Consider the following 12,600-nt stretch of genomic DNA (forward strand, 5'->3'; position numbering starts at 1 on the left):
GACCGCGGCCTTAAGGGACGACACCTTCGAATGCCCTGATTCGACCGGGAGGATTCCGCCCCAAACGCCAGACCACGCCACCCCTTCCAACGCGTAGAAATATCTACGACCATGACTACGGCCGGGCGGCACGCGGAACCCGTGGGGTCACCGGCTCGTGTCCCGCGCGCGCCGGACCGCGGCGCCGCCGACTGTGCCTGGGGTGGCCATGCAGAGCGTCATGTGGAAGCAAGCCGTCGAGTGGCTCGCCGCGGCCGCCACGGACCCCCAGGAGTGCAAGCGGGAGTGGGACTACGGCGCGGGGACGGTACTCGTGGAGGCCGGGCGGTACTGGGACGTGCTCAGCGTTCCCGACCGGCTCGGCCTTCTCGCACTGGACATCCTGTGGCGCGACCCGCTCAAGGTTCCGGGGCCCACCCTGGTGGACTGCGCCGCGCGAAGAGTGGGGTTCTTCCTGCCGCCGGATCCCGTCAGCGAGTGGATCGGCTTCGGGGTACGGCACGTCGGGCGGGGTTCCTGGGTCGCCGTTCCGCCGCCGTACCGGCCCGCCGGGCGCCTGGAGTGGCTCGTCCCGCCGGACGGAACCGGCGCCCTGCACACGCCCGGCACCCTCGAAGCGGCCCTGCGGGAGGCCAGCGGCACCCTCGCGGTACTGGCGCCGGTCAGCGCGGAGCCGGTGGTGAGGGACGGCTGGTGAGGCGGGCGCCGGACGAGGATGCCGCCGCCTCCGAGTGGCGGCCGGGGGCAGGGCGGGTACCGGAGGGGCCGGCCGCGCCCGGGTGCCGGCCCGCAGCCGGCTGGGGAGCGGCGGCCGGGTGCGGGGCGGCGGGGACGACAGGGCCCATGTGCCGGCCGGCGGTCCACGAGGTGACGGCCGTCCAGGTCTCGCTCTCAGTCGGCGCCGCGAAGGAGACCCACTGGCCGTCGCGGTGCTCCGGGACGGTGTGCCCCCGGGCCTCCCACTCGGCGAGCAGTGCCGCGTAGATCGGCGGATGTCCCGCGTATCCGCTGGTGAGTTCGGCGTACGAGCGGGGTGCGGCGTCGTTCCCGGGAAGGCGCCGCACCGTCTCCGTGCTGTCCATGCCGGGCAAACGCGGCGTCGCACACCGGTGGTACGCGGGCCGGGCCGCGTCCGTCGGGTCGAGTGAACCCGTCACCCGTACGGCGGCGTGCGGCTACCGGACAAACATCCAGTCAGGCGATCGCCCGTTTCAGAGCGGGGGACGATTCCAGGCCGACCTGTCACTTCCAGGCCATCCGTCGCCCTGGCCCCGCCCTGCGGAACGTCGTTCCCGGGCCGGACGGAATCCTCGACCGGGGCAGGCGCATCCGGTAAACACTGACCTGACGCCGAGAAACCGGTACGACGGCAGGGAGAGCCCATGTCGCAGCGCCCCGACCTCCGGCAGCGCAGGGCCGTGCTGGAGCACGAGTGGTCGCGCTGGGTGCCGCGGCTGACCGTCCCGGGCGCGCGGCCGGGCGGCACCGCGGCGCTGCGCCACGAGGTGACCGAGTCCTGGGCGCGTTCGCTGGGCAGTGTGGACCCGGGCCGGGACAGCGCCCCGGTCACCGACGACGGCCGGGTGCACCAGCGTTGGACGGCCTCACCGCTGTACGAGCCCGTGTCCGCACTCGCCGGGGAATTGCACAGCATCGGCGAGGACGCCGGGTTCGTCACCGCGGTCACCGACGAGTCCGGCACCATCCTGTGGACCTGCGGCGGTCCGACCATGCGCCGCCTGGCCGAGCGGGTCAACTTCGCGCCGGGCGGCCGCTGGGACGAGCAGGCCATGGGGACGAACGCGCTGTCCCTCGCCCTGCGCACCGGCCGCCCGAGTTCCGTCTTCTCCGCGGAGCACCTGGTGTCGGCCCTGCACGGCTGGGTCTGCTACTGCGCCCCCGTGCACGGCCGGGACGGTCGTGTCCTCGGCGTACTGGACCTGTCCACCACATGGGACCGCTCGCATCCCCTGGCCATGTCCACCGTCCGCACGCTGGTGTCCACGATCGAGGCCCGCCTGACGACGGAGGCGTCCCGTCCGGGTCCGCTCCGGCTCACGTGCCTGGGCTCGGAACACGCCGTGCGCGAGGGACGTCCCCTCCCGCTGCGCCCCCGCCAGTTGGAGATCCTCACCCTCCTCGCACTCGAACCCGAGGGCTTCACCCCGGAGCGGCTGCGCGCCGCCCTGTACGGCGACCGGCCGGTCACCTCGTCCACCTTCAAGGCGGAGATCTCCCACCTGCGCCGGGCGCTGGGTGGCGCGATCTCCGCCCGCCACTACGCCCTCACCACCCCCGTGTCCTGCGATGCCGCCGACGTCCTGCGCGCGCTGGAACAGGGCGACACGGACACCGCCCTGCGCCGCTACGGCGGCCCGCTCCTGCCCCGCTCCGAGGCGCCCGGCGTCGAGGAGTGGCGCACCCGCCTCGACGTCGCGGTACGGGAGGCCGTGCTGGCGAGCACCCGCCCCGAGCACGCCCTGCGGTACGGCGAACGGGCCCCCTACGACACGGAGATCCACGAGCACGCGCTGGGTCTGCTCGACCCGGACGACACGCGCCGCGCGATCGTGGCGGGCCGGCTGACGACGGCCCTGCGGGACTGGGACTGACGGACCGTCCTCGCGCGCCAACCTCGCGCCAACCTCCCGGGAGCACAGTGGGGCCGACGCGACGGCAGGGTCCGTCGCCCGCCCCGCACGCCCTTCACCGAGGAGAGCCGCCATGGTGTACGCGCAGCCCGGAACCGACGGCAGCATCGTCACCTTCGCCCGCCGCTACGACAACTTCATCGACGGCGAATGGACAGCGCCCGTCGAGGGCCGCTACTTCGAGAACCCGACCCCCGTGACCGGCGAGGTCTTCTGCGAGGTGGCCCGCTCCACCGCGGCCGACGTCGACCTCGCCCTGGACGCCGCGCACCGGGCTGCCGACCGGTGGGGCCGCACCTCCACGACGGAACGTGCGAACATCCTCAACAGGATCGCGGACCGCATCGAGCGGAACCTCGAGAAGATCGCCGTCGCCGAGACGTGGGAGAACGGCAAGCCGGTCCGCGAGACCCTGGCCGCCGACATCCCGCTGGCCGTGGACCACTTCCGGTACTTCGCCGGCGTCGTCCGCGCGCAGGAGGGCAGCATCGCGGAGATCGACGCCGACACGGTCGCCTACCACTTCCACGAGCCGCTGGGCGTGGTCGGCCAGATCATCCCGTGGAACTTCCCTGTCCTCATGGCCACGTGGAAGCTCGCCCCCGCGCTGGCCGCGGGCAACTGCGTCGTCATCAAACCGGCCGAGCAGACTCCGGTCAGCCTGCTCTACGTCATGGAGCTGATCGCCGACCTGCTCCCGCCGGGCGTGGTCAACGTCGTCAACGGCTTCGGCGTGGAGGCGGGCAAGCCGCTGGCGTCCAGCCCGCGGGTGGCGAAGGTCGCGTTCACGGGCGAGACGACCACCGGCCGCCTGATCATGCAGTACGCGAGCGAGAACATCATCCCCGTCACCCTGGAACTGGGCGGCAAGAGCCCCAACATCTTCCTGCCCGACGTCATGGCCGCCGACGACGACTTCCTGGACAAGGCCGTCGAGGGCTTCGTGATGTTCGCCCTCAACCAGGGCGAGGTCTGCACCTGCCCGTCCCGCGCCCTGATCCCCTCGTCGATCTACGACGAGTTCATGGCCCGCTGCGTCGAACGCACCGAGGCCATCGTCGGGGGCGACCCGCTGGACCCGGCCACCATGATCGGCGCGCAGGCGAGCAACGACCAGTACGAGAAGATCCTCTCCTACCTGGACATCGGCAGGAAGGAGGGCGCCGAGGTCGTCACGGGCGGCAACCCCCGTGCGGTGCCGGGCCTGGAGGGCGGCTACTACATCGAGCCGACCATCTTCCGCGGCAGCAACGACATGCGGATCTTCCAGGAGGAGATCTTCGGCCCGGTCGTCTCGGTCGCGACGTACGACTCGGTCGACGAGGCCCTGAAGATGGCCAACGACACCCTGTACGGCCTCGGCGCGGGCGTCTGGACCCGCGACGGCAACACGGCCTACCGCCTGGGCCGCGCCATCAAGGCGGGCCGGGTCTGGACGAACTGCTACCACGCCTACCCGGCCCACGCGGCGTTCGGCGGCTACAAGAAGTCCGGGATAGGCCGCGAGACCCACAAGATGATGCTCGACCACTACCAGCAGACGAAGAATCTTCTGGTGTCGTACTCGCCGCAGAAGCTGGGCTTCTTCTAGGCGTAGAAAGGGCGCCTGACCTGAGAGGACACTCTTCAGGCGCCCTTCTCGGCACACATCTACTGAGTTTCAGCGCGTGGTATCGGCAAGGGCCGACGGCTCATGATCCCTGCGGTATGCAGACTGCATGAGGTATGCGCAAGGGGGCGGGCTGACCGACGAGCGGCGGGCCTTCCGCGAGAAGTCGAGGGTGGAGGCGGCCGAGCGGTTCGCCCAGGGCGACGAGAACGCGGTCATCGCGCACGACCTACGGGTCAGCGTCCGGTCGGTGCAGCGCTGGCGCAGGGTAACGCGGTCAACCCCGCCGGGTCGGCCGGCTGCCGGCCGACCCGGCCGACGGCCCGGTGCCGGCCGGGTCGAACCCAGCCGCCGCACCATCGCCCTCTACCGAGGAGCTGCACCGGCACGCCCGCGCACAGCGCGCCGATGCCGCCATCGCCATCCGCGAGGGACGGGAATGGCACGGTACTGCCTGAACAACCCGGCCTCGACGAACTCTGCCCACGTAACGCGCTTGGTGCCGCTCGGCTGGGGCGTCGGCCGCGCCGCCACCGCTGGAGTAGTCAGCGCCGGGGCACGGCTGCGGCGCGGCACCTCACCGTGGGCAGGCTCGGGCTCAGCGGCGTCCTCGTGGCAGTGGCCGTCGTGCTGCACACCGGCCGGGCCGCCGACTCGTTTCGCCTGATGTTTGACGTTCTGACTCGCCCAGCTATTGGCATGGCACGGTCAGACCCGATGACGGCCATGGCGCCGACGGCAACGAGCCCGCTGGGCCCAGGGTGCGGTCAGGCCGAGACAGACTTCCGAAAGGCTGGGCCGACTGGAGAGGAAGGCGGCCGCGACTACTGCGGCCTCCTTCACACCTCTGCTTACGCTCGGGCCCAGCGTTGGTTGACGCCGGTGTGGCAGCTCCACACGATCACCGCAGCGCCGTTGGCGGTGCTGCCGCCGTTGACGTCCAGGCAGAGTCCGGTCTGGACGTTGCTGACGGTTCCGTCGGTGTTCACATTCCATTGCTGGTTCGCGCCGCCGGCGCAGTCCCAGATCCGTGCTCGGGCGCCGGAGGCGGCGTTGCTCGGCACGTCCAGGCATCTACCCATCACCCGCAGGGTCTGTCCGGTCTGAGTGAACTGCTGGTTGGTACCGGTGTGGCAGTCCCAGATGATCATCTGGGCGCCGTTGGACGAATTGGCACCGCTGACGTCCAGGCATCGGCCGGCGGACTGGCTCCGCAGCCGGTATGTGGTCGGATTCGGGGTCGGGTCAGCACCCGTGAAGAAGCTCCAGATCTCTTCCTTGACCCAGCTCCTGGCGCCGCTCTCACAGCCGGCACACCCGTCCACGGGGCCTTGCTGGTGACCTCCGTCGAACGCGGCCCAGACGACCGGATACCCCTCTCGGCAGCCTGAGTAGGCGGTGGTGATGTGGGTGCGGCTGCCCTGCGCAGGCTCCGGCGGGTTCTGGGGAGTACAGCCGTTGTTCCTGACGAACCTGTCCCGCATCCCGCGACCGGCGCCGATGTTGTCATTGATGCCGTGGATTCCCATGTACGCGAAGGGCTGGGTGCCCCCGCTGCACCCGCTGATCCCGCCAGGCGCGGCTATCGCGGTGACCGCACGGAAAACGTTCGGCCTGGCACATGCGAGTGCGTAGCTCATAGCTCCGCCGTAGCTGAACCCGAGGGCGAAGCGCTGCGTGGTGTCGACACAGAGGTCGTTGTCGATACGCCTGATCATGTCGTCGACGAAGGTCACGTCCTCGCCGCCTGAGTTGCCCCAGCCGTTGTTGATGCCCTGCGGAGCAACGAAGATCGCGCTGTTGTTCGCCAGTCGCCGGAGTCCGTAGTGGGCATAGACATCGCCATCGCTTCCGCCGCCGGCGACTTGCCCGGCGGTGCCACCCAACCAGTGGAAACCGAAGACCAGTCGATGTTGGCGGGTGCTGTCGTAGTTTTCGGGGATGCTCAGGATGAAGGAGCGATTCTTACCGCTGCTTTGAATCGTGTGCGTACCGTTCGTCAGTGTGGGGGCACGCCCGCATCCGGCAGTCCCCGCAAGTGTGGCCCCGGCGGTGGGCGACGTGCCGGCCGCAGCGCTGACTCCTGCCACGCCGACCATGGCGAGAACGAGCAGTGCCGCTACCACGGCTCGCCCGAAGAACAATCTGCGGATCGACATCATGCGACTCCCTCGCTGCTCGGTGACATGGCTCTCCCTGGTTGGTCGGGCCGCAGTTCGCCCTGGCCCTAGATGCGGTGGAGTTGGAATCGCTGGTTGGTGTTACCAGTGGCTGCCCACTGGGAGATGCGGGCTCCGTCGGCGGTGGAGGCCTCCCACACGTCCAGGGCGAGGCCGCTCTGCCGGTTGACCAGACTGATCACGCCACCGCCGTGGTCGACTGCCCGCCACTGCTGGCCGGCGGCGTTGGTATCCGGCTGCTGGGTGATGTCGGCGCCGCTGCTGCTACTGGCGACGTGCAGGACCAGACCACTGTGCCCGACCCGGATCTTGTAGTGCCCGCCGTCGGAGGGCAGGAACTCGAAGTGCTGGTTGAGACCGGCGGTGATCTGCCACTGGATCAGCCGCGCACCGGCGGCCGTGGACGCACCGTTGATGTCGGCGGCCTTGCCGCTGTGCTGGGCCACCAGCCGATAGGCCACGCCGGCCTCCACCGGCCCCGACCTGCGTGCGGACGCGCGGTAGGTGTTGCCGGCCCGGCCGGCGAACTCGATGAGATCGGCCTCGAGCCGCTTCGGCTGGACCGGCTCGCCGCTGGAATCGTCCTGCAGCGTGAAGTCGCCGGCGAAGATCCGACTGCGCACCCGGACGGCACCGGTTCGGTCGGGTGTGACGACGAACTCGATCCGGTCGCTGCTCCACTCGGCGCCGACGGTGTATCCGCCGCGTCCGCGCAGTCCGCTCACGCGCCCGGTGGGCCAGGCGGCCGGCAGCGCCGGCAGCACGTGCAGTTCGCCGTTGTGGCTCTGCAACAGCATCTCCGCGATGCCCGAGGTGGCGCCGAAGTTGCCGTCGATCTGGAACGGTGGGTGCAAGTCGAACATGTTGGGCGCGAGCCGGTCCGTCCGCACCAGGTCCCGGATCAGTTTGTGGGCCCGGGCGCCGTCCTCCATCCGTGCCCAGAAGTTGATCTTCCACGCGAGCGACCATCCCGTCCCGTCGTCACCGCGCAGCTCCAGCGTACGCCGCGCGGCCTCGTGCAACTGGGGTGTCCCGCGCTTGGTGATCTGGTTGCTCGGATGCAGACCGTACAGGTGGGAGACGTGCCGGTGAGCCCGCTCGGTCTCCACCCAGTCGGCCAGCCACTCCTGGATATTGCCCCTGGAGCCGACCCGCGTCGGCGCCAGCCGGTCCCGGGCCGCCGCTGCCTGAGCGCGGAAGGTGGCGTCCACGCCGAGGACTTCGCCGGCGCGGGCGACACTGTTGAAAAGGTCGCGCAGGATCTGGTTGTCCATGGTGGGCCCCGCGCAGACGGTGGCGTTCGCATGGTGAGTGAGCTCCGGGGAGTTCGACGGGTTGGTGACCAGGTATCCGAGCGTCGGGTGGGCGACCAGGGTGTCGAGGAAGAACTGGACGGCGCCCTTCAGGGCCGGATAGTTCGAGCGGAGGAAGTCGATGTCACCGGTGAACAGGTAGTGGTCCCAGATCAGGGTGGCCAGCCATGCGCCGCCGGTCTGCCACATCCCCCACCGCGCTTCGTCGACGACCGAGGCGCCCCGCCACGCGTCGGTGTTGTGATGCGTCACCCAGCCGCCGGCGCCGTACTGCGCCTGGGCCACCCGGGCGCCGGTCACGGTCAGGTCGTTGATCATGTCGAAGACCGGGAGGAAGCATTCGGACAGGTTCGTCGTGTCGGCGGGCCAGTAGTTCATCGGCAGGTTGGCGTTGATGGTGAACTTCGAGTCCCAGGACGGAGCCATCTGGTCGTTCCAGATGCCCTGCAGGTTCGCCGGCTGGGTGCCCGGCCGCGAGGACGAGATGAGCAGATACCGGCCGAACTGGAACAACAGGGCGGAGAACTGCGGGTCGTTCACTTGCGCGTGCTGTGCGATCCGTACGTCGGTCGGCTGGTCGGCCGCCGTCGTACGTCCCAGATCGACCGACACCCGGGCGAACAGCGCCTGGTAGTCGGCGAGATGCCGGCTGCGTAGTTGGTCGATGCCGACGTTGCGGGCAGCGTTGAGGCGGCTCCGCGCGATCCCCTGGTAGTCGCCGTCGACTTTCCGGAAGTTGACGTAGCTGGAGCCGATCGACACCAGCACCGTCACGCTGGTGGCGCCGGAGACCCGCAGCGTGCCGCCCGAGCTGCTGACCGTGCCGCCCGTCACGGTGGCGTTGGCCAGGGCGAGGAACCGGACCCGCCCGGCGATGCCCTCCATGGTGGCGGAGATGCCGTCGAGGGCGATCGCGGGCCCGTCCGGGCTGGACACCGTGGTCCGTTGTGGACTGTCGAATGTGGCGTTGAAGGTGATGGAGTTGGCCCGGTCGGCCGTCAGCCGGACCACGATCACCTGGTCAGGTGCGCTGGCGAACACCTCACGCTGGTACCGCACGCCGTTCAGCACGTAGGTCGTGATGGCCGTGGCGGTGGTGAGGTCGAGCGTCCGGTTGTACTGCGACGCACCGGTAGCGCTGCCAAAGGAGAGCAGAAGGTTTCCGACCGGCTGGTAGGCCAGCTGTCCGGCCGGGCTGCCCAGCATCGTCTGATTGATCAGGTCCTGCGCCGGCCCCCACTGGTCCGCAAAGACCCGCCGCCGGATCTCCGCGATGTTGGCCGCGCCGCGGGTGTTGGCGGAGTCGTACGGACCGCCGGCCCAGACGGTGTCCTCGTTGAGCTGCAACCGTTCGGTGTCGACGTTGCCGAACACCATCGCGCCGAGGCGTCCGTTGCCGATCGGCAGTGCCCGCAGCCAGTCCGCGCCGGCCGGCTTGTCGTACCACAGGGCGAGGTCGTTGGCGGCCAGGACCTCCGGCGGCGCGGCCGAGCCGCCCTTGGCCATGGCCGTCCACCCACCCGGCACGATCCCTGCTCCAGCCGCCGCCCCGGCGGCGAGAAACCGTCTGCGTGTCACCTCGGACATGTCGCTCTCCCTTCACGGACTGGAGCAGGTCACTGGCTTCGGTGATGACAAACCGCCGGTGAAAGGGCGACGGCCGGAGGGCGTCAGCAAAGGACGGCACGGGGTCGATGCCGTCGGCCACCGCGGTCAGGAAGTAGCGCGTCTCGTGGGTGAACGAGTGCGCGTACCCGATGACGTGACCCATGCGGAGCGCGTTCTTGCGCCCGTGGCGAACCTCTTCGCCTCGTAGAACAAAACGACCCTTGAGCTGCCGGCAGACCGTCTGCTGTGGCGTCGCTGTCGCCATCGGCTCGGCCGCGGCCGGCGGTCACCGTCCACCGTGTACGCCGAGTCGGGCGTCGCGTCGCGCGTCACTGTTCTGGATCTGCCATCTCTGGTTGTCGCCGCCCCAGCACGCCCACAGCTGCACCTTGAAGGTGGCGGTGTTCACGTCGAGGCAGAGGCCGGAGTGAACGCTGCGGATGGTGCCGTCAGCGCCCACCGTCCAACGCTGGTTGTCGCCGCCGTTACACGCCCACGTGCCGACCACGGTGCCGTTCGTCGTCCCGCTGCTGTACGCATCCAGGCACTTCTGGCCCCCAAGTGCGGTGATCTGTCCGCCGGCCGTCAAGGTCCACTGCCGGCCAGCCGTGTTGGCGCAGGTGTATACCTGGACCTGGATGTTCGCCGTGGTCCCGCCGGGAATGTCCAGACAGCGCCCGGTGCTGACGTTGCGCAGCAGGCTGGTCGGGGCCGGGGCGTCGCCATCCAAGCCCCAGCCGTATCTGAGGCGCTCGCGGCCGCTGGCGCTGGGGGTGCTGAGCGTGAGGTTGGTACCGGTGCCGTGCAGTTTCTGCATGGCATACCAGTCGTCGCCCTGGCCGGCGCGTATCTTCCCGCCCAGCCCGGGCCAGTAGATGGAGCCGATCCGCAGTTCCCGGAGCACCGTAGTGGTGGCCCGGAAGTAGCGCACGAAGTTGTCGGTGCTGTCGGCGTCGTGGTAGTTGAGCCCGGTATCCATCGGCGCGCCGAACTCGTCGACGACAGTGCGGTCGGCGCAGGAGCCGATCGCGTTCCGCAGGTACGCCACCCACTCGTCGTAGCTCTTCGCGCCGCTGAAGAACGTGTAGTGGTGCAGCGACAGGAACGTCCCGTCAAGGCGGCGGTCGGCGCACATGGATCTGATGTCGGTGTTCAGGCCGGCGCCGCTGACGAAGATGCGGTTCCGCGGAATCGACGGGTGGCTGCTGATCCAGTTGCTCACCACGTTCGCCCACTCGCCGGCGCTGTGCCCCCCCGGTTCGTTCATCGGCTCGAAGTGGACGAGGCTGTTGGTGCCGTACCGGGCGAGCACGGTGTTCCACATGGTGTCGAAGGCGCTCGGGTTGACGATGCGACCACCGCGGGCGGCCACCCCGTCGTCCCAGTAGGAGAGGACGACCTTGAATCCCTTCGCGGTGGCTGCGTCTATCGCGCCCGTGTACGCGCTCCACCAGCTCGTCCCGACTGTGTAGGTGTTGATCGGGAGCCGAACGGTGTTGGCGCCGAGGTTGTCCTCGAAGCCGGTGTAGATGGCGTTGGCTTTCGCCACGACCGTCTGGTAGCTGTCGGAGCCGCTCAACCCGTGCAGGACCAGCGGTCCACCGTGGAAGTTGTCACCGAGCCGGGCCCAGTTGACGCCGCGGAACCGGGCGGTGTCGGCGGCGGCCGGCGAGGCGCTCTGGTGCTCGACGACCGCGAGCGCGCTGAGAACGGTCAGGATGCAGGCGAGCGCCCGAGCGAGGTAGCGCCGGCGACGGGTGTGGGGCATGGTCGTGCCTTCCCGGTTGGCGGTGTGGTCACGTCTGCGCTGTGCAGGATCCGTTGACGTTGGCCGCCTGCCGGCAGCCGGCCGAGCCGGCGCGGAGCTTGCCCTCTCCGCGCCGGCCCCCTCCCAGATCGCTCGCGCAGCGAGCATGTCAGCGTCATGCCGCTGCCGTGGCGCCTGGAAAGCCTCGCTCCATTTTGGCTTCCGCTTTCACAGGTCATGAATGGGAACGTTACGCGTCGACAACTAGAACATTGACAGATCGCCATGGTCCATTCAAGAGGGAACCGTCGATATATGTGGGCCTGAGCCGTCGTGCAACTAATCGGAGAAGCGGGACTATTGACGACCACCCCTCATAACCTTTTCAGGCGGCGAATTGGAGTGACGGACGCGTGTAAATCGCGGCAGTTTTCGTTATCGACGGCCGGCTTGAACAGTCGCAGTCGCCGTAGTGCCGAAAAGCACGGCGCCGTCGCCGAACGCGAGGACTTGGGTGCTCGAGCGGCCTTCAGGCGAGTTGGCCGATCAACCCAGCCTTGACGCCGGCAACCGGCGCGGAGCCGACCTCGGCCGGCTCGGTTCCCATCACGACGGCATTCTCGGTCGCCCCGGCGAGCGCAGGTTTGTCGAGCACCGTGGCCGACCGCGCCAGCGGGACGGGGAGCAGCGCCAAGGCGACGATCAGCCGCTCAAGGGGTACCAGTTCGTCGGCGGCCCGGCAGCAGTCCGCACAGGATCGGGTGTGCCGGGTGATGCGCTTACGCCACAGCGTGCTCGGTACGCCGTCCCAGCCCCCCAGCGCGGCGGTCAGCTGTGGGCACCGGGGGCCGGCTTCCAGCGCGGCGACGAGTGACCGGCTCAGCTCCAGCTGGTTGCGCATCCGCTGGACGCGCACACCCGCGTGAGCCACGCTCGTTCCCAGCGCCGCCGCGAGCTCCGCCCTCGTCAGCCGGCCCGCGGTCTCCAGCCACCACAGCGACAGCAGCGCCCGGGCGTCCGGGTCGAGCCATCGACTGGCGCATACGGTCTTTCGGCGATGACCGGACAGCTCGACGTGGATCAGGGCCAGGTTCTCGGCGTCGGCGTCCGGCGGGTCGGTCATCTCGTCGAGGGGGGCCGTCCGTTCGGCGTCCGCCTCCCGCCGGTGCAGATGGGTGCTGATCTGTCGTGTCGCGATCGTGGCCAGCCAGGGCCGGAAGCACTCCGGGGCGCGCAACGTGCGCAGCTCGGGAAGCGCCCGCAGCATCGTCTCCTGCACCACGTCGTCGACGTCCGCGAGCTCACCCAGTGCCCTGCGCACGATCGCGTACACCAGCGGCAGGTACGTCGCGGCCAGGTCGTCGAGCGCTCGTGGATCGCCGGCCTGTGCGGCGACGACCAGGCTCGTCTCGTCGGGTCGGCCGGCACGCATCACGAGCCCGGACACGTTGTCTCGGGCAGGGCCGCCCCAGGTGCCGCGCACGTCGCCACC

At 69.7% G+C, this 12,600-nt stretch carries 8 protein-coding genes and 1 pseudogene; 4 read left to right on the forward strand and 5 right to left on the reverse strand.

What is annotated here, in order from left to right; translation table 11 throughout:
* The first annotated feature begins 208 nt into the window (after positions 1-208).
* Positions 209-697: a hypothetical protein gene (locus QNO09_RS30915; RefSeq protein WP_283973583.1), complete on the forward strand. Its 489-nt coding sequence runs from the start codon at positions 209-211 to the stop codon at positions 695-697.
* Here QNO09_RS30915 and QNO09_RS30920 read toward each other — a convergent pair.
* Complete coding sequence (locus tag QNO09_RS30920; RefSeq protein ID WP_283973555.1) at positions 663-1,082, reverse strand: hypothetical protein; 420 nt, start codon at positions 1,080-1,082, stop codon at positions 663-665. The two genes, QNO09_RS30915 and QNO09_RS30920, sit on opposite strands and share 35 nt — an antisense overlap.
* 300 nt (positions 1,083-1,382) lie before the next feature.
* Here QNO09_RS30920 and QNO09_RS30925 point away from each other — a divergent pair, with 300 nt between their 5' ends.
* The 3 genes and pseudogenes from QNO09_RS30925 to QNO09_RS39755 all read left to right on the forward strand — a co-directional run.
* The gene (locus QNO09_RS30925) at positions 1,383-2,612 is read left to right on the forward strand and encodes an AfsR/SARP family transcriptional regulator (RefSeq protein ID WP_283973556.1); all 1,230 of its coding nucleotides are present in this window, start codon (positions 1,383-1,385) and stop codon (positions 2,610-2,612) included.
* 112 nt (positions 2,613-2,724) lie between these two features.
* Positions 2,725-4,242 carry an aldehyde dehydrogenase gene (adh, locus tag QNO09_RS30930; RefSeq protein ID WP_283973557.1) on the forward strand — a complete coding sequence of 506 codons (1,518 nt, stop codon included), beginning with the start codon at positions 2,725-2,727 and terminating at the stop codon, positions 4,240-4,242.
* 127 nt (positions 4,243-4,369) lie between these two features.
* Positions 4,370-4,537, forward strand: a pseudogene (locus tag QNO09_RS39755) (helix-turn-helix domain-containing protein); the annotation flags it as partial.
* A 574-nt stretch (positions 4,538-5,111) separates the two neighbouring features.
* Here the strand turns inward: QNO09_RS39755 and QNO09_RS30935 are convergent.
* From QNO09_RS30935 to QNO09_RS30950, 4 genes are all read right to left on the reverse strand, one after another.
* Complete coding sequence (locus QNO09_RS30935; protein WP_283973558.1) at positions 5,112-6,422, reverse strand: ricin-type beta-trefoil lectin domain protein; 1,311 nt, start codon at positions 6,420-6,422, stop codon at positions 5,112-5,114.
* A 65-nt stretch (positions 6,423-6,487) separates the two neighbouring features.
* The gene (locus tag QNO09_RS30940) at positions 6,488-9,340 is read right to left on the reverse strand and encodes a glycosyl hydrolase family 95 catalytic domain-containing protein (protein ID WP_283973559.1); all 2,853 of its coding nucleotides are present in this window, start codon (positions 9,338-9,340) and stop codon (positions 6,488-6,490) included.
* A gap of 307 nt (positions 9,341-9,647) precedes the next feature.
* Entirely contained in the window at positions 9,648-11,129 is a 1,482-nt protein-coding gene (locus QNO09_RS30945) for an RICIN domain-containing protein (RefSeq protein WP_283973560.1), read from the reverse strand.
* Between the two features lie 508 nt (positions 11,130-11,637).
* Positions 11,638-12,540 carry an RNA polymerase sigma factor gene (locus QNO09_RS30950; RefSeq protein WP_283973561.1) on the reverse strand — a complete coding sequence of 301 codons (903 nt, stop codon included), beginning with the start codon at positions 12,538-12,540 and terminating at the stop codon, positions 11,638-11,640.
* Positions 12,541-12,600: the final 60 nt, after the last annotated feature.

The sequence above is a fragment of the Streptomyces sp. 378 genome, from assembly GCF_030124145.1.
Classification (GTDB): Bacteria; Actinomycetota; Actinomycetes; order Streptomycetales; family Streptomycetaceae; genus Streptomyces.

Coding starts and splice junctions, on each gene's coding strand:
- QNO09_RS30915 (WP_283973583.1), top strand. CDS start 209: ATGCAGAGCGTCATGTGGAAGCAAGCCGTCGAGTGGCTCGCCGCGGCC.
- QNO09_RS30920 (WP_283973555.1), bottom strand. CDS start 1,082: ATGGACAGCACGGAGACGGTGCGGCGCCTTCCCGGGAACGACGCCGCA.
- QNO09_RS30925 (WP_283973556.1), top strand. CDS start 1,383: ATGTCGCAGCGCCCCGACCTCCGGCAGCGCAGGGCCGTGCTGGAGCAC.
- adh (WP_283973557.1), top strand. CDS start 2,725: ATGGTGTACGCGCAGCCCGGAACCGACGGCAGCATCGTCACCTTCGCC.
- QNO09_RS30935 (WP_283973558.1), bottom strand. CDS start 6,422: ATGATGTCGATCCGCAGATTGTTCTTCGGGCGAGCCGTGGTAGCGGCA.
- QNO09_RS30940 (WP_283973559.1), bottom strand. CDS start 9,340: ATGTCCGAGGTGACACGCAGACGGTTTCTCGCCGCCGGGGCGGCGGCT.
- QNO09_RS30945 (WP_283973560.1), bottom strand. CDS start 11,129: ATGCCCCACACCCGTCGCCGGCGCTACCTCGCTCGGGCGCTCGCCTGC.
- QNO09_RS30950 (WP_283973561.1), bottom strand. CDS start 12,540: ATGCGTGCCGGCCGACCCGACGAGACGAGCCTGGTCGTCGCCGCACAG.